This is a genomic window from Paenibacillus physcomitrellae (assembly GCF_002240225.1).
In the GTDB taxonomy this organism is placed as follows: Bacteria; Bacillota; Bacilli; order Paenibacillales; family Paenibacillaceae; genus Fontibacillus; species Fontibacillus physcomitrellae.
Window position 1 is genome coordinate 4,268,137 of sequence record NZ_CP022584.1, and the last position, 21,745, is coordinate 4,289,881.

The following is a 21,745-nucleotide window of genomic DNA, read 5'->3' on the forward strand; positions in this document are numbered from 1 at the left end:
GTCTCATCCAAAGAAGCTGCCCCCTTGTCCATGAGGGCAGCTTCTTTGGGGTGCTTTAACAGTCCGTGTCAGAATATGTTATTCAAGACCACCCACAATGCAGTTAGACATTACATTTCATCATACGCTCCAATCGGGCGTTTCTCTGGCCCAATCCTTACTTCTTGTTCTCCAGCCATTTTCCTGCTCCGTACAATATTGCGCCAATGAGCGCTAGCACGTATACAGGAATGTCAATGGGCGGGCCGAAACGAGGCATGAAGTAGAGACCGATTGCGAAAATCGCGAATACCCCTCCGCCGATCAGGCAGGCTGCCACTATTTCCTTTACCTTACGGATGGAACGAAAGGCGGACCAGCGAATGTATCTCAAGATGCCGGCAATCAATATATAAGCCCCAAGAACAGAAACGGCTGCGGTAACCGTCAAACTCCCTAAATGAAGATGATAAACGGACTCTCCCTGATTAAAAACAAAACTGAGGATGCTGGCGAACAGACCGGTAATAAAAGCAAAGACGCCTAAAAAAATCAAGCCGAACATGGAAACAAGCTTTACCACCTCTTTCGGCATCGCCGTTGGCAGCTCGCCGACAATTTCACGGGCATATGCCTGCGGATCTTCTCCAAACACCTCTTCGGCAGTCCGTCCTTCTTCTTGAGCTTCCAGGAGATGGTCCAGCACCTCCATTAAAATTTCTTCGGTTTCCTGTTCGGAGGTATTAAATGAGGTTCGGATATAAATCAGCAATCCGGTATAATACTTTTCGTTGTCCTTGCTCAGCAGTTCGCGTTTCCGATTGTTTTCCTGGATCAATTCTTTAACATGCATCAAACTCTGCCTCCTCTTTGCAGCAAATGATCTACAGGGTCCCTTAAGTTCTCCCAGTGTTTTTTAAATTCATCTAAAGCTTCCTCGCCTTTGCGGGTGAGGGTGTAATATTTGCGGTTCGGGCCGCTGGGCGACTTCTTCATCTCCCCGACGATCAGTTTCTCCTTCTGAAGCCGCAGCAGAATAGGGTAAATCGAACCTTCGCTTACTTCTATCTGCATCGCATGGAGCTTCAGGGTAAGCTCATAGCCGTATATCGTTTCTTGGGATATAACCGCGAGGATGCACCCTTCCAATATTCCTTTTAAAAGCTGGCTTCGCACGGACAACATCATCACCTACCTTGTATAACAATATAGTGAGGCAAAAAAAAGAATTCGTATCAAATTTCAATTGCAGCTGACTTGCATAACAAGATAGCTGATTCGACATAAGCTATCTTGCATAACAAAGTAGCTTATGTTCACCCTACCAAACCTCTGCCGGGATTTCAAGAGCTTTATGTCTTTTAGCGTAAGGAAAAGGATTGTTGTCAGCAAAGGTGACGCATGTCCACCTGCACCGGGACAAGTACAGGCGATAAACGAAATTTCTCATCGTAAAACAAATGATTTTTGATCCTTCTGAAGGATTTTGTGTAGGAGCTTGTAGTTTTCTATAGTCGTTCCAGTAAGGTTAATTTCAAATGTTACGAATATTCACATACAGCCGAGAAGAAAGGGGGACTGCCGGTGATCCGTTTTCAACAAGTAGATAAACACTATGGACATTTTCAGGTGTTAAAAGGGATTGATCTGGAGGTTCAGGAAGGCGAAGTTGTGGTGGTCGTCGGGCCGTCCGGTTCGGGCAAAAGCACGATGCTCCGCTGCATTAACCGGCTGGAGACGATCACAAGCGGGGAACTGACGGTCGAGGGTATTCCGGTCAATGACCGCAAGACCGACATTAACAAGCTGCGGCGGGACATCGGGATGGTCTTTCAGCATTTCAACCTGTATCCGCACAAAAAAGTCATCGACAACATCACTTTAGCTCCGGTCAAGGTGCTTGGCGTATCCAAAGCGGAGGCTGAGCAGACGGCTATGTTTTATCTTGAGAAGGTTGGAATTGCGGACAAAGCGCACGCTTATCCTTCGCAATTGTCAGGAGGCCAGCAGCAGCGGGTGGCGATCGCACGCGGGCTGGCGATGAGGCCCAAGATCATGTTGTTTGACGAGCCCACTTCGGCACTTGATCCGGAGATGGTCGGCGAGGTGCTTGACGTGATGCGTACGCTGGCCAAAGAAGGCATGACGATGGTTGTCGTTACTCACGAAATGGGTTTCGCCCGCGAGGTAGCGGACCGGGTCATCTTTATGGATCAGGGGCAAATCCTCGAAGAGGCGGCGCCTGAGGTGTTTTTTGGGAATCCGCGTGAAGAACGGACGCGAACATTCCTCAGCCGGTTGCTCAGTCATTAAATCTCTAATTAGAACGAGGAGGAGAAAAAGAATGAAGAACAGGTTGAAGAAAAGATGGCTGCCGCTTGGAATTGCGGCGGTATGTGCGATGCTCCTGCTGGCCGCTTGCGGCAATAAGGAGTCCGGCGGCAATGCAGGTTCAGCGGCATCAGGTGCTCTGGATAAAATCAAGGAACGCGGAAAGCTGATCGTCGGCGTCAAATACGACACCAAGCTGTTTGGCCTGAAGGACCCGGCTAGCGGCAATGTAGAGGGGTTTGACGTTGACATTTCCAAGGCGATTGCCAAACACATTCTCGGTGACGAAAATGCGATTGAGCTGAAGGAGGTCACCTCCAAGACGCGGATTCCAATGCTGAACAATGGCGAAATCGATATGATTGTGGCCACGATGACGATTACGGAGGAACGCAAGAAGGAAGCGGATTTCTCGGACGTGTATTTCCAGGCCGGTCAATCGCTGCTGGTGAAGAAAGGCAGCCCGATTCACGGGATCGAGGACGTAACTTCCAGCACGACCGTGCTGGGAACCAAAGGTTCAACTTCTGTCAAGAACATCCGCGACAAAGTATCCGGCGTCAAAGTGCTGGAGTTCGACAACTATCAGGATGCGTTTAACGCATTGAAATCCGGCCAAGGCGATGCCTTGACGACGGATGATGCCATTCTTTACGGCATGGCCGCCCAGGATTCGAATTACGAGGTCGTGGGCAAGCCGTTCACCGATGAACCTTACGGCATCGCGGTGCAGAAGGGGAACTCCGATATCGTGCAGGCTGTCAACGATACACTCAAAGAGCTGCATGACAGCGGGGAATATGATGAAATTTACGAAAAATGGATTGGCAAAAAGCCTGCCGAATAAACCGGCTCCTGCATAGAAACGAAAGGATGGAATGGCAGTCCGCCTTGCCATCCTTTCGTGTTATCGGAGCGGAACGGATCTTGTTCCGCCATTCGGGAAGGAGATGAGTCAATGGATTTTACGATATTAACCGATTATTTCGGCGATTACATGGAAGGCTTTCGCGGGACGCTGCTATCCAGCCTGCTGGCGCTTGTCGGCAGCTTTGCATTAGGAGCGTTGATTGCCGTATTCCGGATTGGCCCTTTACGGGCTTTGCGCTGGCTGGGGACGGGATATGTGGAATTTATCCGCAATATCCCGCTGCTGCTGGTGGTATACGTTTTTTATTATGGCCCTGCGGCCTTCGGCATCCCGCTGGACGGTTTCACGGCCGGGACGATCGGGCTTGCGGTTTACACTTCCTCTTTTATCGCTGAAGCGATCCGTGCAGGCATCATGGCGATCCCCAAAGGCCAGACCGAGGCTGCGCGTTCATCGGGTTTGACCTACGGGCAGACGATGGTTCACATTATTTTGCCTCAAGCGATCAGGCTGGTTATCCCGCCGCTTGGCAACCAGTTTATCAATCTGATCAAAAATTCGTCCGTACTGACGATCGTCGCCGGGCTGGACCTGATGTATTTTGCCGATATTGTCAATTCGGATACGTTCCGCACGTTTGACACTTATATCTTTGTTGCGCTGTTCTACCTGGTGCTGACTCTGCCGCTAAGTTATGGGGTCCGGGTTTGGGAGCGGCGGCTGCAGCGTAAATATTGAATGGAAGACGTTAGCTATGAAGGTTAAGCAGCTTAGATGAAGGGAGGATGATGAGATTGGATTTTGCAGGAGCTTACAGTGCGGATAATTTACGGTTTCTGTCAGATGGATTGTGGATGACGCTGATCGTCGCCGGAGCTTCGATTGTGCTCAGCTTTCTGATCGGCTGCGTGATAGGCGTCATCCGTTATGTGAAGCTTCCGGTATTATCGCCGGTACTGTTCGTCGTCGTAGAGCTGATCCGGAATTTGCCGCTGCTTCTGATTATTTTTTTTATCCGGTTTGCCTTGCCGGAGGTAGGCGTTAAGCTCGGTCTGGTTACGGCCGCCATTGCAGCATTGACGATATTTGAAGCGGCCATGATTTCCGAAATTGTACGGGGAGGGTTAACCTCCATCGACAAAGGTCAAATCGAAGCGGCGCGTTCATCGGGGCTGAGCGCCTTTCAGGCATTATGGCATATCGTACTGCCTCAAGGGCTGCGGCGAATGGTGCCTCCCCTGGTCAGCCAATTTATTTCGCTGCTTAAGGATACATCGCTGGCAGTCGTGATTTCTCTGCCGGAACTCATGCACCATGCCGGTATTGTGATTGGACACGGTTACAGCTATACAATTCCGATTTTGCTGCTCGTAGCGTTGATTTATTTTACGGTCAATTTTGTGCTGTCGCTGGTTTCCAGAAGGCTGGAGGCCCGGCATGTATAGGCCGGTTCAAGAAGAAGCGAACAGGCTGGTTAACATATAACTGACATGTGATGAAATGGTAAGGATAGGCGCTGTCTCCGAAATATGGTACGATAAGGAGCAAAAATATCAACATTCTCTCACGGGAGTCAGGTGAGCTTATGGGGACAGCTTTTTTCAGCATCAAAGATTTTGGAGGGTTGCGTGGAACACGCAAAAGGCACGAAAGGGTTCTCGATCAAAGCCCGGCATTATGGGGGAGTTTTAAATCCGTTTATGTTCAAATTGCCGTTGTCGCGTTAGGTACGGCGCTTGCCGGAGAGCTGAAGATCAACCCTTTTGATGGAGATATTTTCAGGATCGGCCTTGGCAGCAGCGCTTTTTTGCTGTTTCTGCTGCTGCTCAGACGTTTGCCTTATATCTTGACCGGAGCGGTGACCGGAGCGGTTGTGCTGATGTTTCGCATGGGGCTGGATCAGGCTTTGGGCCATGATCTGACACCGATTGCCAGTGCCACCCGCCACTGCTCGGCTGCCGTATATTATCTGGTGTTTGCGGTGGGAATGAGCGTTATCAAGCCGCGGCTTGACCGGTTTTATCCCTTAGTGCTGGGGGCGGTGACGGCGGTCGTCGATCTGATGTCCAATGAAGCGGAGCTGCTGACCCGGCTGCTCGTTACCGGCACAACAACGTTTGAACTAAATGAATGGACTTTCCTTATGGCGATTGCGATGCTCCGCACGTATTTTGTCACCGGAATTTACAGCAGCATCGCCATCAGCCGGATGCGCATCGTGCAGGAGGAGCAGAACCGCAGGATCGAGCAGATGCTCAGTGTCAGTTCGGGACTGTACGGCGAGGTTTTTTACCTCAAGAAATCGATAGGCACACTGGAAAATGTAACGCTCGGCAGCTATGAGCTGTACCGGCGTCTAGCGGACGAAGGGCTTCAGGAGCACAAGCAGAAGGTGCTTGGCCTTACGCAGCAAATTCATGAGGTGAAGAAGGATTCACAGCGTATTTTGGCCGGGTTGATCAAGCTGACGGACCGCGAGGTTCCGGGCGATATGCCACTTTCTAGCCTGCTCCAGTATACGGTCAGAAGCAATCAGCAGTATGCGGAGATGCTGGGAAAAAGTATTATTTTTACGCAAAAAATGTCCTGTGATTACGTCACCTCCAGCTACATCCCCCTGCTTACGCTGCTTGGCAATTTAACGGCAAACGCAGTTGAAGCGATCCGTACTAAAGGACAAATTCATCTTGAGGTTCGTGAACAGGGGGAGCTGACGTTTCTGTTGGTCAGTGACAGCGGAGGCGGAATCCCGCCGGAAGATCGGGAGCTGCTGTTTGAACCGGGGTTTACGACCAAATTTGATGACGAAGGTATTGCGGCAACGGGAATTGGCCTTTCCCATGTCCGTGATATAGCGGAGCGGCTCGAAGGAGAAATTACGATTGGTACGGCACCAGGACTTGGCGGAGCCTGGTTTCAGGTTCGGATTCCAACGGAGAAACTGCGAGCAAGCACGCCTTCTGATCCAAATAGCATGCAAGAATCCTCGTTTGAAAGGCTGCTTGTTTAACATAGGCTTCTTACAATAACCTCTTTCTATTCCATCCCCACTTTGAGGAGGTCTAAAGATGTCCCTTTCTTTCTGTATCGTTGATGATGATGCCAGTGCCCGAAGAATGCTGCAATATATTATTGAGGAAAGCAGTCTGGGAGAGGTTACAGGATCGGCCGGCGGCGGGCTGGAAGGCGTCCGTCAGATTTTGAGCGAAGCTCCGGATATTGTGCTGATGGACCTGCTGATGCCCGACCAGGATGGAATCGAAGTGATTGAATCCCTGCGGGCCCAAGGCTGCAGTTCCCGGTTTGTAATGATTTCCCAGATTGAAAATCAGGATATGGTCGGACGTGCTTATCGCAGCGGGATTGAATTTTTTATCCGCAAGCCGATCAACCGGATTGAGGTTGAAACGGTGCTGCGAAAGGTCAATGAGCGTTACGCGATGAGTCATTATCTCGATGAGATTAAATCCAGCCTGCGAAAGCTGGAAGGCTTGCGCAGCGCCCCATTTGTGCCGACCGGCAGACGGACTGTCCGTGAGACGATACAGCCGATCCTGATGAACATGGGTTTGATCGGCGAAAGCGGCAGCCGAGATATCATTACGATTATGGAGCTTCTGCTTGAGCATGAAGGCGGCAGCGTTGATCATCTGCCGCCGCTTAAAGAGCTTTACCGGCAGGCGGCCGCCACCTACAATAAGAAACCGGAGGATATCGCCAAGGAGGTGAAAGCGATCGAGCAGCGGCTGCGCCGCGCTTTGACGGCTGCCTTATCCAATCTCGCATCGCTTGGCTTGACCGATTACGGCAACCCGCGTTTCGAATATTACGCTCCGCTTTATTTTGATTTCGAAGACGTCAGGCTCAAAATGAAGCAAATCGAGGAAGGACGGGAAACGCCAGCCGGCAAAGGGAAAGTAAACATCAAAAAGTTTCTGCAGGTTTTGTATATCGAAATCAAGGAGCAGCTGGGCGTTTAGCCCGGGCTCTTTTTTTTGTGCGGAGGTCTCCATCATGATTGATGACACCTTGTTCCAATCCAGAAGGCTTTCGGAGGCCCTATTCCGTACACGGTCGCAGTGTCCTATAAATGGAGTCCGGCTGCCATTGCCGAATCAAAACCCGGTTTTAAGTCTTCTTCGTAAGAGGATTCCCGAAAATTGCATGCCTGTTAAGTGATTAGAAATTAGGTTTAGACTAGAATTGGATAAAAAGCGCAGGAGTGCAGTGGGCAGACTGAAATTCCATTGTAGTTTTGAGGAGAGAGCCATTGAAGGAATGACTCATTCGCTGGGCGTTTCATAACATGAGGAAGGAGTATCCTGGGTCAATGGACCCTATGGGATACTCCCTCCGTTAGAACTATGCTCTTGATCCGCCGTCCACCGGCAGAACGACGCCTGTCACGTAAGAAGCGCGATCGCTCAATAACCAGGCTGCCGCTTGTGCGATCTCATGGGGATCGGCAGGACGTCTAAGAGGCGTCGCAGAGTTGCTTTTTTCGATGATATCTGGAACTTGTGCAACTAACCCCTCGATCATCTCGGTCATGGTGGTGCCAGGTGCAATAGCGTTTACGCGGATACCCGAAGGCCCGTATTCAATAGCAGCCGTCTCGGTCAGACTATTAACAGCCCGTTTGGCGGCTCCGTAGACAGACAAGCCCGGATTACCTTTGAAGCTGCCGACGCTGCTGTTATTGACAATGGCACCGGTACCTGCAGTATCGATCATTGCCTTGATTTCCGCTTTCATTGCCACCCAGATTCCTTTGTAATTTACAGCTTGAAGAAGATCGAAATCCTCTTCTGTGACCTCTGTTAAGGGCGAAAGGGGAGCCCCAATTCCAGCATTATTGAATGCTATATCCAGGCGGCCGTGACGCTCAACGATCGTTTGAACCGCCTGTTCAATGCTGGCGGGATCGGCTAGATCGGCAACGATGTAATCGGCTTTGCCGCCTAATGCGGTAATTTCCTCTGCTACAGAGCGCAGAGCAGCTTCTGTTCTTGCGACGAGCGTTACCGCCGCGCCTTCTTCGGCGAAGAGTTTGGCTGCCGCCGCTCCGATGCCGCGGCTGGCTCCAGTAACCAGGGCTACTTTATTGAGAAGCATTCCCTCAGAATTGTTATTTTTGGATTGTTTTATAGATTGCATGGCTTGTCTCCTTTAAAATCGTTATTGGTTTGAAAAGCTTCGAGCTGGGTTGAAGCGATTTCTAGGTTTGAGTATAATTTTCTAATACACTTTTGACGAGAGGCCGCTTGATCATAGGTTTCCGAGTAATAGGTTCATCCATCGGTAAGATGTCGAGTCCTTGGAGGTTTACAGCCAGCCGGTCTTGACTCAATTTTGAAGGTGCGACGACTGGTAACATTCGAGCAGATCCCAGTCTCTAGAGGACTGGGATCTGGCTTCTAAATAGCTTCAAAAATATTTTATGAGGAGGGTTTGAGATGAACGATAGCGAACGCCGTTCGGTTCTCGGCGACTTTTTGCGTAAACGGAGGTCAAGCCTTTCTCCAAAGGATGTGGGATTGCCGGCTGGGCAGCGTCGGAGGACAGCCGGATTGCGCCGGGAAGAGGTCGCACAACTGGCGAATATCGGCACATCATGGTACATGTGGCTGGAGCAGGGACGTGATGTACGTCCGTCAGTACAAGTATTGGAAAGTTTAGCTACGGCTCTAAGGCTTAATGTCAATGAACGCCGCCATCTATTTTTTCTTGCAGGGGAATCACTTCCTCCTTACTTGTCTCCCGACCAAGAAAGTATCGGGCCATCCTTTCAAAGGATGCTGGATGACCTTGCTCCGAATCCTGCTTATATTCTGGGAAGACGCTGGGATTTTGTGGCCTGGAATGATGCAGCAAATGAGGTTTTCTCTATTTCCTCCGCGTCCCCGCCTCATGAATTCAATTTAATCTGGCGGTTTTTCACCGACCCGGTATGGAAGGGACGCTTCAAAGGTTTCGACCAAAAGGCTGCGGGGATGATTGCGGAATTCCACACGGCATCAGCCCGCTACGTTGAAGATGCGTCTTTTGCCGAATTAATTGAAGATCTTAAACGATTAAGTCCCGAATTTGACCGGCTATGGATGCAGCATGAAACCCCCGGCTCTCTTGAAGGATTTAAAGAAGTGGAGCATCCCGACCTGGGGCACCTGGAGTTTGATCATATTACGCTACAGATCCCCAATGATCCTGATATAAGAGTGATGATTTATATGCCACTTGCAGCAACAAGATCAAAGCTGGAAAAATATTTGAAAAAGAAATCACCTGCAATAAACAAAGGATGACAGTATTTTATCCTTAGCGTGAGGTCTCTGATGTGAGAGTTTTATAAGGCCGGAAAATTTACATATATATGTGTCTAGTATCTGTGTCTAGTATCTGTGTCTAGCGCAACATGTTTGAGCATTATTGCCATTACGAATAGAAAGGTGTTTTTCTTTGTCAAGTAATGCCATAGTGCTTGCCCGGTGGCTTAATGGAACCGGGGGAAACTTTGGGAGAAGCCGTTAAAAGGGGACTTTTTAAAGAAACAGGATAAATCTCCAAAATGAGTAGCCTATGTTTAAGTTCTCCTGTAAAAATGGTTTAGTTGTGTTGACTTCCATTTTACACGAACCCGACATGGGCTTTTTTGCTTTTCTAGGTGTCGAACTTTCTAATTACAAACCATCAATGTGTTAATTAATATTACATTGGATATTGTGAAATGGATAAAATTACGCTTACTTTTTATAAACCTGACACATTGATGTTAGATATATAAAAAGTAAGCGCTTTAATGTTGATTTTTTTGTGGATTTACTATTGAAATCTGGTTTTTCGTGTACTAAAATGAGACTAGAAATTGCGTAAACGTTTTGACAAATGTAATCATCAATTTTTATTAGATCCATATTCATGAGGATTTAATGATGTAAAAACGTTATTACAAATTGATGGGAATGGGAGGCAGCAGTGACCAATAGAAACATCACCATAAAGGATGTAGCCAAACAAGCCAATGTTTCGGTTGCAACCGTATCCCGGGTCATCAATGGGCTTGATCGCGTTAGTGAATCAACCCGTAAACGGGTACTCAAAATTATTCAGGAATTAAACTTTGTTCCCAACAACATGGCGGCCTCCATGGTCAATAAGAAAACGAATATGATTTCGGTTGTCGTGCCGGAAATTCAGAATCCCTTTTATACGGCGGTCATCGAGGGGACGGTTGAGGTAGCGAAGCGGGAAGGTTTCTTTACGCTCGTGCTTTCCACCAACGGAGATGAAGGCGAAGAAGAAGAATTTCTGGACAGCTTTCTGGGGAAAAACGTCGACGGCATCATTCTGATCGGCAGCCATAAAGAAGCGGAATTTTATCGGGAAATTCAAAAGCCGACCATACTGGTAGACCGTTATTTTAATGACAGCGGTCACGACGGCGTCATGATTGATAATTACCGAGGCGCTTATGAAGCGACCAAACATTTTATCGAATATGGCCATGAACGGATTGCGATCATCGACGGCGCTCATGATTTTAATGACGGCAAGGACCGCTTCTGGGGGTATAAGCAGGCCATGCTGGAGCATGGATTTACGCCTGATCCTACTTATCACAAGCAGGGGAACTGGACGGAAGAGGACGGCTATAAATTTGCTAAGGAGCTGCTGCAATCGCATCAGCCGCCAACGGCGATATTTGCTGCGAATAACGTTCTCTGCAAAGGAACCATCCGGGCAATCCGCGACATGAACCTGAAACTGGGGGAGGATATTTCACTAATCGGCTTTGATGAAAATGAGCTGGCGCAGTTCGTGCAGCCCCAGGTCACCGTTGTCCGCAGACCCACGAGGGAAATGGGGGAACAGGCCGCGGAAATGCTCATCCATAAGATTAAAGGCGGGCAGCTGGAGCCTTCGAAGCCTAAGAAAGTGATTTTGGATGTGGAACTGATGAAATGTGGTTCGGTCAAGAAACTGAACTAGAGCAGGAAGGGACCATGATGGCGGACAGCCGATAAGGCGTATGTCTACTATACAAAGCAAACAGCAGGAGAAATAACAGTTTTATTGAAGCCTTGTTCGCCTATCACGATCCCTTTCCCCTAATTAAATGATTTCCTGTACTCAACTGCACCCCAAGACTTTGATGTATTAACGCTTAGTCTTATTAAAGCTATCCAAAATCAAGCATACAATCAAACCATTTCTGAAGCCTGCATGATGAAGATGAGGGAAAAGGAGGGGAAGGCCATGCAGCAGCCTGTTTTGACAATGGAAGGGATCAGCAAGGAGTTTCCAGGGGTTAAGGCTTTATCCGATGTTCATTTCGAGCTGTATCCAGGTGAGGTCCATGCGCTGATGGGGGAGAACGGAGCAGGCAAATCCACGCTGATGAAAATTTTATCCGGCGTATATCCGGCTACCCGCGGGGTTATCAGGCTCAAGGGGAAGGAGGTTCATTTCGGCAATCCTCTTGACGCTCAGAAGCAGGGGGTCTCGATTATCCATCAGGAGTTTAATTTGTTTGCCAACCTGTCTGCGGCGGAGAACATCTTTATCGACCGCCCGGAAATCACCGGCAGATTCGGACGGATCGAATGGTCGAACATGTACGATGAAGCGCAGCGGCTTATCGATTCCATCGGAGGAAGCGGCATAGATGTCCGCAAGGAGGTTCGGCATCTCGGGGTTCACAGCCAGCAGGTTGTGGAAATTGCCAAAGCCTTGTCTTTCCAGGCAGATGTGCTGATTATGGATGAACCTTCGGCCGCTCTGCCCGAGAACGAGGTGCAGAAAATGTTTGACGTCGTAAAGCTCCTGAAATCGCAAGGGGTTGCGATCGTTTATGTTTCGCACCGGATGAAGGAGATCTTTGAAATCGCCGACAAGGTTACGGTGCTTAGGGATGGAAAGAAAATCGATACCCGGAGCATCGGAGAGGTAACGGAACAAATCCTGATTCAAATGATGGTAGGCAAGGAGGTCAACCAGCTCTACCCGGTTCGGGAGCAGGAGCCGCGCGAGGAGAAAGCGCTGGAGGTCAAGGAATTGTCGCTGGATGATAAACATACCGTTTCCTTTGGGCTCAGGAAAGGCGAGATTTTAGGGTTGTTTGGAATCCCGGGTTCCGGTTCCCATACGGTTGCTGAGCGGCTGTTCGGATTGAAACGGGGTACAGGAGAAATCATGGTCGGAGGGAAACCGGTGCGGATCAATCGTCCAGGCAATGCCAAAGCGCAGAAAATCGCTTACGTTCCGCCGGACCGCCACCGCCAAGGGATCATCAAACCGATGTCCATTCGCCAGAATATCTCCATCCCCAACCTCCAAGAGCTGTCCAAAGGCCCGATTCTTGACGGCAGAAAAATGATGGAGACAAGCCGCGAGTACATGGAGAAGCTGCGGATCAAAGCGCCGAGTGACCAGCAAAGCGTCGATTACCTCAGCGGAGGCAACCAGCAAAAGGTCGTAATCGGCAAATGGCTGGCTGCCAAACCGGAAATTCTCATCCTTGAAGAGCCAACGCGGGGCGTGGACGTGGGGGCGAAAGCGGAAATTTACAGCATCATTCATCAACTGGCGCAGGAGGGCCTCAGCATTCTGCTGATCTCTTCCGAAATGCCTGAGGTGATTGGACTGAGCGACCGCATTCTGGTGCTTTACAAAGGTGAGGTCGTCCATGAATTCGGCCGCGGAGAAGCTGATCAGGAGCAATTGCTGCAGCGTGCTTCACATCCGCGTTATACGGAAGGAGGCAGCTTATGAAGCGAATCTTCAATATCCATGAGGCGCCGATCATCATTTTTACTCTTGTTGTGATTGTGCTGTTCTCGATTCTTTCCCCGGATTTTTTTCAATTTGACAATGCCTGGCTGATTCTCGATCAGAACCTTTCTTCCTTTATCGTCGCGATTGGCATGACTATGGTGATTTTGCTGGGCGGGATGGATTTGTCCGTCGGTTCCGTTCTGGCGCTCACGGCCACCTCGGTCGGCCTGTTTCTAAGCCACGGCTTTCCTCCCTGGCTGGCGGCTTTGCTGGGGGTGTGCATCGGAATTCTGTGCGGGGCGGTTAACGGTTATTTCATTGCAGTGAGAAAAATCCCCGACATTATTGTAACGCTGGCCACCATGTATATTTTCCGCGGAATCGCGGTAGGCATCAGCGGCGGTACCTGGATGACCAATTTCCCCGAAGGGTTCCGCTTCTTTGGTCAAGGGAAGCTGGCGGGCGTTTCATTTCCGCTGCTGGTAGCGATTGTGCTTGTGGCCGTCTTTATTTATCTGATGAAATTTACGCGAAGCGGCAGACGGATCTATGCGATCGGCGGGAATGGGGCGGCTGCGAAGCTGGCCGGCATCAGCGTGGCGAGGACAAAATTTACCGTTTATGTATGGACGGGAATGCTGGTAGGCATCGCTGCGGTGATTTTTGCCTCCAAGGTGGGAAGCGTGCAGGCCTCGACGGCCGGCAGCAGCTTGTCTTTTGAGGTGATGGCTGCGGTGCTGATCGGGGGCGGAAGCATTTTTGGCGGTGTCGGGACGGTCGCGGGCACTATGCTGGGCGTTCTGTTTATGGGCATGGTCAAAAATGGGCTGATCATCTCCAAGGTTTCTCCGTTTTGGGTCGATGCGACCACCGGTTTTCTAATCCTGTTAGCGATTGTAATCAATACGCTGCAGCGTGTCAGAGAAAGCAAAAGCAAAGAGGGTGATTTGGTATGAGCGTATGGGTAAGGGCGTTTTCGTTCAAGGAAAATAAATTGCTGGTTCAGCTTTTGCTGCTGCTCTTCATCATCGTGTTGTTTAGTTTTCTGTCCCCTTATTTCTTATCCTTCACTAATTTCATGAATGTGCTGAACCAGATGGTCGAGATTGGCCTGATCGCTATTCCGATGACGATGATCGTCATTTCCGGAGCGATGGACCTTTCGGTCGGTTCTATTCTGGGCTTCTCGGCTGTTTGTCTCGGAATTGCGTTCGAGCACGGTCTGAATATTTGGCTCAGCGTTCTCGTTGCGCTTCTAGCGGGTTTGCTGTGCGGGGCGGTGAACGGCTATCTGATTGCCCGGCACCGGATGCAGGCCATTGTAGTGACGATCGGTATGCTGGTCATGCTGCGCGGCCTGGTTTATGTCATCAACGAAGGCCGTCCCATCAGCGGTTATCCGGACGATTTCTATTTCCTGGGCCAGCAATACATCGGCGGCATTCCGTTTAACGCTATTTTTCTGGCTGTCATGTTCCTTCTGGCTAACTTCGTAATGAGGAAAACGAGATTCAGCACCTACGTATACGGCATAGGCAATAACGAGGAAGCCGTGCATTATTCCGGGGTTTCCGTAATTCGTACACGATTTGTTTTGTTTTTGCTCAGCGGTTTATTTTCGGCATTGGCGGGTGTTTTCCTGGTGTCGCGTCTGGCAAGCGCGGAAGCGACCTCAGGTACCAATATAGAGCTGGATGTTTTAACAGCTACTCTAATAGGCGGAACGCACATTTTTGGAGGGAGGGGCAGTCTTTCGGGAACTTTTGTCGGTTTGCTGATCATCGTCTTTTTGCGAAACGGGCTTAATCTGCTCGGAGTCTCGGTGCTCTATCAGGCGGTTATATTAGGGGCACTGCTCTTAATCGCCGTAGGGAACAAAAAATTTAACGGGGGGTTAACAGGATGAGAAAAATGGCATTAGCGGTATTGTCAGGGGTATTGGCGTTAAGTTTGGCGGCATGCGGAAATACAGGCGGCAGCGGCGGAAACGCCCAGGCCGGAGCTAACGGTCAAGAAACCTCGGGCGGGGGATCTAGAACTTATTTCATTAATCCGAAATCCATTGGACCGGCCTATTGGGCCGCCGCCCAAAAAGGAGCCGATCAAGCGGCAAAGGACCTGAACGTTAAAGTGGTCTATAACGCGCCTACCGAAGCGGATTCTTCGAAACAAATCAACATGATTCAAGATATGCTGACGCGCAAGGTGGACGGGATCGGAGTATCCCCTAACGACGCCAAAGCGGTAGGACCTGTGTTCAAGAAGGCAGCCGGACAAAACGTCAAGATTGTAACCTGGGACAGCGATGCTCCGGATACAGACCGTCAATATTACGTGGCCCCCGATACGGATGAAGCGGTCGGCGAGCTGCTGGCCAAAACGATCGGCGAAGAGATCGGCGGCAAAGGGCAGGTTGCCTTTATGGTAGCCGGACTCGGCTCGCAGAACCAAATCGCCAAATCAGACGCAGCCAAAGCTTATTTTGCCGCCAACTATCCGGATATTGAGCTGGTAACGACCGTGTCGAGCGACGATGACCAACAGAAAGCATATGCGAATGCACAAAACCTGATCAAAACCTATCCGGATCTAAGAGGCATCATCGGCTTTGCCGGCGGAGAGCCGCCAGCGGCTGCTGAAGTGGTGGAGCAGGCCGTCAAAGCCGGAACGCTGAAGCAGGGACAGGTTGCGATTACGGGCATTGCGGTTCCGAGTGTTGTGAAGAACTATATCAAAAACGGCACGATCAAAACGGACATTATTTGGGATCCGGGCAAGCTGGCGTACACCACGGTATATGTTCTGGACCAATTGGCGCAGGGCAAAGAGATCACTGACGGCATGGATATTCCGAATGTCGGCACAGTCAAGGTAGACGGCAGCAACGTATTTATCGGTACGCTGGAAGTAACGAGCGATAACGTGGACAGTTTTGATTTCTAAATGGATTTCTATTTTGGCAGCTGAGGGAGAGGTATTTCATGCAGCATAAAGTGGAGCTTGAGGAGCTGACGCCGGAGGCGTTTGCTCCCTATGGGAAAGTGATTGATCTGCCGACCGGGGCCCCGTCCAAAAGCGGAGAAGGCTGGGACTGCTGGAGTTATATTCAAATGCTTGAGGCAGAGGTGCCCATCGGTTTTGGCCTCGTGGTCACCAGGGAGAGAGAGCCGGTCGTTGCCGCTATGGAACGGCACGTCAGCCGGGAGGAGCTGCTGCTGACCTTTGACCGGGAAATCATTCAGCCTGTCGCTTGCTGCGCGGATATCGACGATCCGGATGAAAGTCCGGACCCGTTAACCACAAAATGTTTCCGGATCAAACCGGGCCAGGCGATTGTAATCGGCAAGGGAGTTTGGCACAGTCCGGCTTATTCGGCTGAAGGAGTGGCCCGGTATATGTTCGGGATTGAGAAGAAGCAGGATAAATTTGGGGATGAAATGATTCATCCATGGGTCGACTTTAAAAATAAGGATACCGTCCGGTTCGGCTAGGACGGGAAGGAGCGCAGCATGAATCAGGAACAGCAAATTATGCGTTGGATAGACGGTCATCAGGAGGAAATCATTGATTTTTTACGGCAGCTAATCCGGATTCCCAGCGTGAATCCTTGGTTTTTTGAGGAGCCGGGTCCCTCGAAGGAAAAGGACCTTCAGGAATTTTTGGCCGGGAAGCTGTCCGGGCTGGGCGCGAGGATCGAGCAGTGGGAGCCGGTTGCAGACGAGTTGAAGCAATATGAAGGCATGGCGGGTTATTACCCGGGCCGGGATTTTACAGGAAGACCGAATTTGGCTGCGACCTTCGATGGGGAAGCGGCAGGCAAGTCCCTGCTGCTGTTTGGCCATATTGATGTCGTCATGGCAGGCAGCAAATGGACGGTCGATCCGTTTGAAGGCCAGATCATCGACGGGAACATGTACGGCCGGGGCACGGTGGATATGAAGGGCGGCGTGGCGGCGATGATCATGGCCGTTGAGGCCGTGCTGCGCAGCGGCTTTAAGCCCAAAGGCTCCGTTATTGTAGGGACCGTAGTGGATGAGGAAGCCGGCGGCATGGGGGCGCTTGATTTCATTCATCACGGGTACCGGGCGGATGCCTGCATTTTGACAGAGCCAACATCCCTTACGATCGCTCCGCTGTGCAGAGGCATTTTATGGGGGAAAATCAAGGTCCAGGGCCGAAGTGGCCATATCGAAATGCCGCAGGCGGACTGGAAGGACGGCGGAGCGGTGGATGCGATCAAAAAGGCCCGGTATCTGCTTGATGAAATCGACCGCTTGAATGAGGATTGGGCGGTCCGCAAAACACATCCTTATTTGTCTATTCCGTGCCAGGTGCATGTAGCGCAGCTGAAGGCAGGGGAATACCCGACTTCGTTCGCCAATGAGGCGGAAATCGTGTTTAACGCGCAGTATCTGCCGTCCGAACGCGACGACAAGCTGGTCGGAGGCCATGTGAAAAAGGAATTGATAGATTTCCTGATGCAGGCGGCCCAAGCCGATCCCTGGCTGAGCGAACATCCGCCTGAAATCGAATGGCTGGTCGATGCCGATTGTGCGGAAACCGATGCCGGACATCCGTTTGTGCAGACCTGTGTGCAGTCCCTTCAAGCGATCGGCGAATCGGGGAAAATCGAAGGGCTAGGCTTCCATACCGATATGGGCTGGCCCGTTAACGTAGGCATCCCGACCGTCAACTTTGGTCCCGGCGATCCCAGCCTGGCTCACCACAGCGATGAATTCACGCCGGTGGAGGAAGTGATTCAGGCCGTCAAAATGATTGCCAAAACGATTGTCGACTGGTGCGGCGTAGAGGAGGCTTAACGCCTGCTGCAGGCAGTCGCGCTGGAAGACTGCCGAACCCCGTCGGCCGTCGCATGGCCGAGGGTTCTTGATAGAACCGCTGGTCAGCCGGGTTCTATCCTAAATGAAGGGAGCTGTTGTTATGAAGGTGTTATTTATTGGGGAATCGTGGATCGTTCATATGATTCATACAAAAGGATATGACAGCTTTACCTCAACCAAATATGAGGAAGGCGCAACCTATTTGCTAAACTGTTTGCGCAAGGGCGGCATCGACCTTACCTACATGCCGTCGCATGAGGTGCAGGTGCGGTTCCCGCAATCGCTGGAGGAACTGAAAACCTATGATGCGATTGTGCTGAGCGATGTGGGGGCCAATACGTTCCTGCTGCAGAACTCAACCTTTTATCAAATGCAGGTTGTACCCAATGCGCTGGAGCTGATCAGGCAGTTTGTTGCCGAAGGAGGCGGCCTGCTGATGGTAGGGGGGTATCTGACTTTTATGGGGATCGAAGGGAAAGCCAATTATAAAAATACGGTGCTTGCCGAGGTGCTGCCGGTTGTAATGGAGAACGGGGATGACCGCGCAGAAATGCCAAGCGGCTTCTCTCCTGCCGCAGCCCGATCCCATCCGCTTGTGGACGGTCTCGGCGACTGGCCGAAGCTGCTCGGTTACAACCGGCTCAAGGCGAAACCGGAGGCCGAGGAGCTGCTCAGCCACGGGGACGACGCCATTTTGACTGTCGGCACCTTCGGGGCAGGCAAGACGGCGGCTTTCGCCAGCGATTGTTCACCGCATTGGGGTTCCCTTGAATTTATGGAGTGGGAACATTATCCGGCATTCTGGACAAGGCTCGTCCAATATATTGGCTGAATCCGCTCACTTGCCCAGAAGATAAAACAGCATTCATATTTACGGCAGAATACCGTTAGGTATTCTGCCGTTTGTTTTATCGGCATTATCGGTCTGCCTAGGAGTCTTTTGAAGTGTATTTCTCCACCATTTTAATCAAATAATCTCGAAATGCCTCAACATAGGTTCTCGGCTCTACGATTTCGAGATTTGTCCCGAAACTCGCTAAAAATTGAAAACCAATATGGTTATGAGGAACTTGGATTGTTGCCAATAAATAATCAGAGCTATAATTGTTAATGCTCTTTCGGCCGTATCGTTCAATGAATTGATCTTGGATGGCAGGCGAAATCAACGCCTTGACTGTGACCAGCTCCGGTTGATAATTGGCCTCCTGCTTTTGTTCCAACAAATCATCTCTAGGGCTGAACATTTGTTCATCCATATTAAGACGATTGATCCGAGATAATTTGAACGTTCTATATCTCTTGCGAAGCAAGCAGAATCCTTTCAGATACCAACTCGTTTCGCTAAAATGAAGCTGATAAGGCTCGACAGTTCTTTTCATCGCAGTGCCATTTTTATCTATATAGTCAAATGAAACTAATCTTCTCTTTAAAATAGCTTCCTGACATGTCTTTAAGGTTTGACGAATCTCAGACCGACCTTCCCAATCATAAAAAGACAGCTGCATTAAACCTTTCGGAGCCAATGGACTAATCATGGCTTCTATTTTTTTGATCGTTATTTCAACTTCTTCACTGATTAGAATTTGTTCCAAGCCGCCGAGCGCAGTCCAGATATTCTCCAAGTCGGAGTTGCTTAAAAGACGTTTATCAATCTTGTATTCATCCATAATGCCGTAACCGCCATGAACTCCATTGACCGAATAGATCGGGATGTTTGATAAACTCAAGGTTTCCATATCACGAAGAATCGTTCTTTTGGAAACGTTAAATAATTGCGCGAATTCTTTGGTGGAAACGATATTCTTTTTCAGCAAGATCATAATGATCGAAATTAATCTCTCAACTTTTTCCATAGTTCCCCCTCTTTTTTTTCTGCTTCCGTATGAAACGGTGACATACGGATGTCACCTCTTATAAATTATACTAAATTTATAACAAGAAGGAGGTATTGCTTTATGGCAGCTGTTGTATATTTGAACTTTGATGGAAATGCAGAACAAGTGATTGAATTTTATTCGGAGGCTTTAAGAGCAATAAAAGTAAAAAAAGTGAAATTAAGGGATATCCCCCAAGATCCAAACTACCTCTTGCCGGAAAAGGAGTTGAATATGATCATGGAGTCCTCCATAGAATTTGCAGGAGGGAAAATCATGATGTCGGACATTTTGCCTTCAATGAAGGCGACAATGGGCGAACTGGTGAAAGGGAATAATGTTCTGATTAGTCTGGTCATGGATGATAAGCAGAAACTGGAAGACTACTTTAATCATTTGGCTGTTGGCGGCCATGTGATCATGCCGTTATCCAATACTCCATGGTCTTCGTGTTTTGGAATGTTAGTTGATAAATTTGGAGTTAACTGGAAATTCAATAGCGACGCAGATCAGTTTCTTGATCACGTAATCTCCAGCATGAATTAACGAACACAGGATAAATGCAGGAAGGATATTCTTTTTCAAATATGGAAATGGATCATTTAATTATCGTAAATTCGAGAGAGCAGTTAAGGTTTTGGCTGCAGGAACATAGCAAGACTGAAAAATATTGTTGGGTTTTGGTTAGTATAATGCCCAAATCGGACACGCTCCTATATTTGGACTCGGTCGAGGAAGCTTTGTGTTTTGGATGGATCGATGGAGTCAAGAAGAAAATAGCTGGAATGGGACTGGCTCAAAGACTGTCTCCTCGAAGCCAAAAAAGCTCATGGACTGAATTGAATAAAGAACGTGTCCGCCGCCTCGAAAAGTTGGGGTTGATGACGGACGAAGGAAGAAAGGTCCTTCCTGATATGGATTACGATTCTTTTCGAATCGACCCCGTTATAGAGCAAAGGCTGAAAGAGGAGAAGCAAGGATATGAGAATTTCAAAGCCTTTCCGGATCTGTACAAAAGAGTTCGGATCGACACGATACAAAGCATAAAAAATCAGCCGAAATTATTTGAGAGCAGATTAGACAAATTCATAGCAAACACGAGAGAAAACAAAATGTATGGCCAATGGAACGATAATGGACGTTTGCTAGGTCGTGTCTGAAAACTCATCATTGAGTCAATTTGAAAATGGCAGCAACGTGTACAAAAGCCAGGAATGACTTGGCTAACTTGTCGTAACGAGTAGCCACACGGCGAAAGTGTTTAATTTTATTGAAAAAGCACTCCACTAAGTGGCGTTCTTTGTAGCGATACCAATCGACTTTCCATGGGTTTTGACTATTCGTTTTAGGCGGAATGGTGTAGGATGCCTGCTTCGTTGTAATCCAATTCCGAAACGCTTCTGAGCCATAAGCTTTGTCGCCAAGAATATGACTTCCTGTAATATCAAGCTTCTGAAGTAAATCGATCGCTGGAACGGAATCGTAGACTTGACCACCCGTCAGAAGAAAAGCAAGGGGGTTTCCTAATCCATCGACGACAGTGTGAAGTTTGGTAGTCTTTCCGCCACGACTGACGCCGATGTGCTGATTCACTTCATGTCCTGTGGCGTTTTTTTAGCACCGGCACTATGTTGATGGGCTTTGACCGATGTAGAATCAATGCTCAAGTTTTCAAAGTCAGGTTCGACCTGAAGCGTTTGGAAGATCGCGACAAGCAGTCCGGTATCTCGCCACTTGCAGAAGCGACTGTAGACCGTTTTCCATGAACCATAGCGTTCCTCCGGTAGATCGCGCCAGGCAGCACCACTTCGAGCGATCCATAGAAACGCGTTAAACATGGTTCGTTCACCTAATTTTGACGGACGTCCTGTTTTGTAGGGGGGAAACATGTCTTTAATCTGTTCCCACTGTTCATCGCTTAATTCGTACCGTCTTTGAATCATGTATGACGCCCCATTCGTTTTCTCAAATCTTACCACATTATTTAGTTTTCAGACACATCCTAGATACCTAAGCTGCCTCGGCCTTTTTTTCGGATGATTGCATCCCTACCCGATATGTGCTATGACTGAATT

Annotated in this window: 23 protein-coding genes; 18 read left to right on the top strand and 5 right to left on the bottom strand. The window is 49.3% G+C overall.

What is annotated here, in order from left to right; translation table 11 throughout:
* Positions 1-157: 157 nt before the first annotated feature.
* Entirely contained in the window at positions 158-832 is a 675-nt protein-coding gene (locus tag CBE73_RS19175; protein ID WP_094095603.1) for a DUF1129 family protein, read from the bottom strand.
* A complete protein-coding gene (locus CBE73_RS19180; protein ID WP_068700277.1) occupies positions 832-1,161 on the bottom strand; it encodes a PadR family transcriptional regulator in 330 nt (109 codons plus the stop codon). The genes CBE73_RS19175 and CBE73_RS19180 overlap by 1 nt, the downstream gene beginning before the upstream one ends.
* A gap of 402 nt (positions 1,162-1,563) precedes the next feature.
* Between CBE73_RS19180 and CBE73_RS19185 the strand changes: the two genes are divergently transcribed.
* The 6 genes from CBE73_RS19185 to CBE73_RS19210 all read left to right on the top strand — a co-directional run bounded on the left by CBE73_RS19185 (position 1,564) and on the right by CBE73_RS19210 (position 7,161).
* A complete protein-coding gene (locus tag CBE73_RS19185) occupies positions 1,564-2,292 on the top strand; it encodes an amino acid ABC transporter ATP-binding protein (RefSeq protein WP_094095604.1) in 729 nt (242 codons plus the stop codon).
* Positions 2,293-2,323: 31 nt separating this feature from the next.
* Positions 2,324-3,157 carry a glutamate ABC transporter substrate-binding protein gene (locus CBE73_RS19190; protein ID WP_094095605.1) on the top strand — a complete coding sequence of 278 codons (834 nt, stop codon included), beginning with the start codon at positions 2,324-2,326 and terminating at the stop codon, positions 3,155-3,157.
* A 111-nt stretch (positions 3,158-3,268) separates the two neighbouring features.
* Positions 3,269-3,919: an amino acid ABC transporter permease gene (locus CBE73_RS19195; RefSeq protein ID WP_094095606.1), complete on the top strand. Its 651-nt coding sequence runs from the start codon at positions 3,269-3,271 to the stop codon at positions 3,917-3,919.
* A gap of 56 nt (positions 3,920-3,975) precedes the next feature.
* Complete coding sequence (locus tag CBE73_RS19200) at positions 3,976-4,626, top strand: amino acid ABC transporter permease (protein ID WP_068693872.1); 651 nt, start codon at positions 3,976-3,978, stop codon at positions 4,624-4,626.
* 140 nt (positions 4,627-4,766) lie between these two features.
* A complete protein-coding gene (locus CBE73_RS19205; protein WP_094095607.1) occupies positions 4,767-6,191 on the top strand; it encodes a sensor histidine kinase in 1,425 nt (474 codons plus the stop codon).
* 58 nt (positions 6,192-6,249) lie between these two features.
* Positions 6,250-7,161, top strand: a complete 912-nt coding sequence (locus CBE73_RS19210; RefSeq protein WP_094095608.1) for a response regulator — start codon at positions 6,250-6,252, stop codon at positions 7,159-7,161.
* Between the two features lie 382 nt (positions 7,162-7,543).
* Here the strand turns inward: CBE73_RS19210 and CBE73_RS19215 are convergent, their stop codons facing one another.
* Positions 7,544-8,338: an SDR family NAD(P)-dependent oxidoreductase gene (locus tag CBE73_RS19215; protein WP_094095609.1), complete on the bottom strand. Its 795-nt coding sequence runs from the start codon at positions 8,336-8,338 to the stop codon at positions 7,544-7,546.
* 299 nt (positions 8,339-8,637) lie between these two features.
* On the opposite strand from CBE73_RS19215, the gene CBE73_RS19220 reads away from it, so the two are divergent.
* The 10 genes from CBE73_RS19220 to CBE73_RS19260 all read left to right on the top strand — a co-directional run bounded on the left by CBE73_RS19220 (position 8,638) and on the right by CBE73_RS19260 (position 18,628).
* Entirely contained in the window at positions 8,638-9,486 is an 849-nt protein-coding gene (locus tag CBE73_RS19220) for a helix-turn-helix transcriptional regulator (protein ID WP_094095610.1), read from the top strand.
* A 176-nt stretch (positions 9,487-9,662) separates the two neighbouring features.
* Positions 9,663-9,740 carry an NUDIX domain-containing protein gene (locus CBE73_RS22710; RefSeq protein ID WP_373286347.1) on the top strand — a complete coding sequence of 26 codons (78 nt, stop codon included), beginning with the start codon at positions 9,663-9,665 and terminating at the stop codon, positions 9,738-9,740.
* Between the two features lie 416 nt (positions 9,741-10,156).
* Complete coding sequence (locus tag CBE73_RS19225; RefSeq protein WP_094095611.1) at positions 10,157-11,170, top strand: LacI family DNA-binding transcriptional regulator; 1,014 nt, start codon at positions 10,157-10,159, stop codon at positions 11,168-11,170.
* Positions 11,171-11,437: 267 nt separating this feature from the next.
* Positions 11,438-12,952, top strand: a complete 1,515-nt coding sequence (locus CBE73_RS19230; RefSeq protein ID WP_094095612.1) for a sugar ABC transporter ATP-binding protein — start codon at positions 11,438-11,440, stop codon at positions 12,950-12,952.
* The gene (locus CBE73_RS19235; protein WP_094095613.1) at positions 12,949-13,911 is read left to right on the top strand and encodes an ABC transporter permease; all 963 of its coding nucleotides are present in this window, start codon (positions 12,949-12,951) and stop codon (positions 13,909-13,911) included. The genes CBE73_RS19230 and CBE73_RS19235 overlap by 4 nt, the downstream gene beginning before the upstream one ends.
* The gene (locus CBE73_RS19240; RefSeq protein WP_068693887.1) at positions 13,908-14,861 is read left to right on the top strand and encodes an ABC transporter permease; all 954 of its coding nucleotides are present in this window, start codon (positions 13,908-13,910) and stop codon (positions 14,859-14,861) included. The genes CBE73_RS19235 and CBE73_RS19240 overlap by 4 nt, the downstream gene beginning before the upstream one ends.
* Positions 14,858-15,898 (top strand): autoinducer 2 ABC transporter substrate-binding protein, encoded by a 1,041-nt coding sequence (locus CBE73_RS19245; protein ID WP_094095614.1) that lies wholly within the window; start codon positions 14,858-14,860, stop codon positions 15,896-15,898. The genes CBE73_RS19240 and CBE73_RS19245 overlap by 4 nt, the downstream gene beginning before the upstream one ends.
* A 38-nt stretch (positions 15,899-15,936) precedes the next feature.
* Positions 15,937-16,446, top strand: a complete 510-nt coding sequence (locus CBE73_RS19250; RefSeq protein ID WP_094095615.1) for an ureidoglycolate lyase — start codon at positions 15,937-15,939, stop codon at positions 16,444-16,446.
* 18 nt (positions 16,447-16,464) lie between these two features.
* A complete protein-coding gene (locus tag CBE73_RS19255; RefSeq protein ID WP_094095616.1) occupies positions 16,465-17,775 on the top strand; it encodes an ArgE/DapE family deacylase in 1,311 nt (436 codons plus the stop codon).
* Between the two features lie 121 nt (positions 17,776-17,896).
* The gene (locus CBE73_RS19260; RefSeq protein ID WP_174704775.1) at positions 17,897-18,628 is read left to right on the top strand and encodes a glutamine amidotransferase; all 732 of its coding nucleotides are present in this window, start codon (positions 17,897-17,899) and stop codon (positions 18,626-18,628) included.
* 97 nt (positions 18,629-18,725) lie between these two features.
* On the opposite strand, the gene CBE73_RS19265 is transcribed toward CBE73_RS19260, so the two are convergent.
* Positions 18,726-19,649: a helix-turn-helix transcriptional regulator gene (locus tag CBE73_RS19265; RefSeq protein ID WP_094095618.1), complete on the bottom strand. Its 924-nt coding sequence runs from the start codon at positions 19,647-19,649 to the stop codon at positions 18,726-18,728.
* A 102-nt stretch (positions 19,650-19,751) separates the two neighbouring features.
* Here CBE73_RS19265 and CBE73_RS19270 point away from each other — a divergent pair, with 102 nt between their 5' ends.
* A complete protein-coding gene (locus tag CBE73_RS19270; RefSeq protein ID WP_094095619.1) occupies positions 19,752-20,216 on the top strand; it encodes a VOC family protein in 465 nt (154 codons plus the stop codon).
* A gap of 41 nt (positions 20,217-20,257) precedes the next feature.
* Positions 20,258-20,830 (top strand): YdeI/OmpD-associated family protein, encoded by a 573-nt coding sequence (locus tag CBE73_RS19275; RefSeq protein WP_094095620.1) that lies wholly within the window; start codon positions 20,258-20,260, stop codon positions 20,828-20,830.
* 7 nt (positions 20,831-20,837) lie between these two features.
* On the opposite strand, the gene CBE73_RS19280 is transcribed toward CBE73_RS19275, so the two are convergent.
* A protein-coding gene (locus CBE73_RS19280) for an IS5 family transposase (protein WP_174704732.1) occupies positions 20,838-21,613 on the bottom strand; the annotation gives its coding sequence in 2 pieces (ribosomal slippage) (positions 20,838-21,265 and positions 21,265-21,613; 777 coding nt in all).
* Between the last annotated feature and the right edge of the window lie 132 nt (positions 21,614-21,745).

Bases quoted from the DNA above. Each gene is read 5' to 3' on its own strand.
- CBE73_RS19230 (WP_094095612.1), top strand. From the start codon at position 11,438: ATGCAGCAGCCTGTTTTGACAATGGAAGGGATCAGCAAGGAGTTTCCA.
- CBE73_RS19255 (WP_094095616.1), top strand. From the start codon at position 16,465: ATGAATCAGGAACAGCAAATTATGCGTTGGATAGACGGTCATCAGGAG.
- CBE73_RS19195 (WP_094095606.1), top strand. From the start codon at position 3,269: ATGGATTTTACGATATTAACCGATTATTTCGGCGATTACATGGAAGGC.
- CBE73_RS19235 (WP_094095613.1), top strand. From the start codon at position 12,949: ATGAAGCGAATCTTCAATATCCATGAGGCGCCGATCATCATTTTTACT.
- CBE73_RS19265 (WP_094095618.1), bottom strand. From the start codon at position 19,649: ATGGAAAAAGTTGAGAGATTAATTTCGATCATTATGATCTTGCTGAAA.
- CBE73_RS19205 (WP_094095607.1), top strand. From the start codon at position 4,767: ATGGGGACAGCTTTTTTCAGCATCAAAGATTTTGGAGGGTTGCGTGGA.
- CBE73_RS19190 (WP_094095605.1), top strand. From the start codon at position 2,324: ATGAAGAACAGGTTGAAGAAAAGATGGCTGCCGCTTGGAATTGCGGCG.
- CBE73_RS19245 (WP_094095614.1), top strand. From the start codon at position 14,858: ATGAGAAAAATGGCATTAGCGGTATTGTCAGGGGTATTGGCGTTAAGT.
- CBE73_RS19250 (WP_094095615.1), top strand. From the start codon at position 15,937: ATGCAGCATAAAGTGGAGCTTGAGGAGCTGACGCCGGAGGCGTTTGCT.
- CBE73_RS19275 (WP_094095620.1), top strand. From the start codon at position 20,258: ATGGAAATGGATCATTTAATTATCGTAAATTCGAGAGAGCAGTTAAGG.
- CBE73_RS19215 (WP_094095609.1), bottom strand. From the start codon at position 8,338: ATGCAATCTATAAAACAATCCAAAAATAACAATTCTGAGGGAATGCTT.
- CBE73_RS19260 (WP_174704775.1), top strand. From the start codon at position 17,897: ATGAAGGTGTTATTTATTGGGGAATCGTGGATCGTTCATATGATTCAT.
- CBE73_RS19175 (WP_094095603.1), bottom strand. From the start codon at position 832: ATGCATGTTAAAGAATTGATCCAGGAAAACAATCGGAAACGCGAACTG.
- CBE73_RS19220 (WP_094095610.1), top strand. From the start codon at position 8,638: ATGAACGATAGCGAACGCCGTTCGGTTCTCGGCGACTTTTTGCGTAAA.
- CBE73_RS19270 (WP_094095619.1), top strand. From the start codon at position 19,752: ATGGCAGCTGTTGTATATTTGAACTTTGATGGAAATGCAGAACAAGTG.
- CBE73_RS19240 (WP_068693887.1), top strand. From the start codon at position 13,908: ATGAGCGTATGGGTAAGGGCGTTTTCGTTCAAGGAAAATAAATTGCTG.
- CBE73_RS19210 (WP_094095608.1), top strand. From the start codon at position 6,250: ATGTCCCTTTCTTTCTGTATCGTTGATGATGATGCCAGTGCCCGAAGA.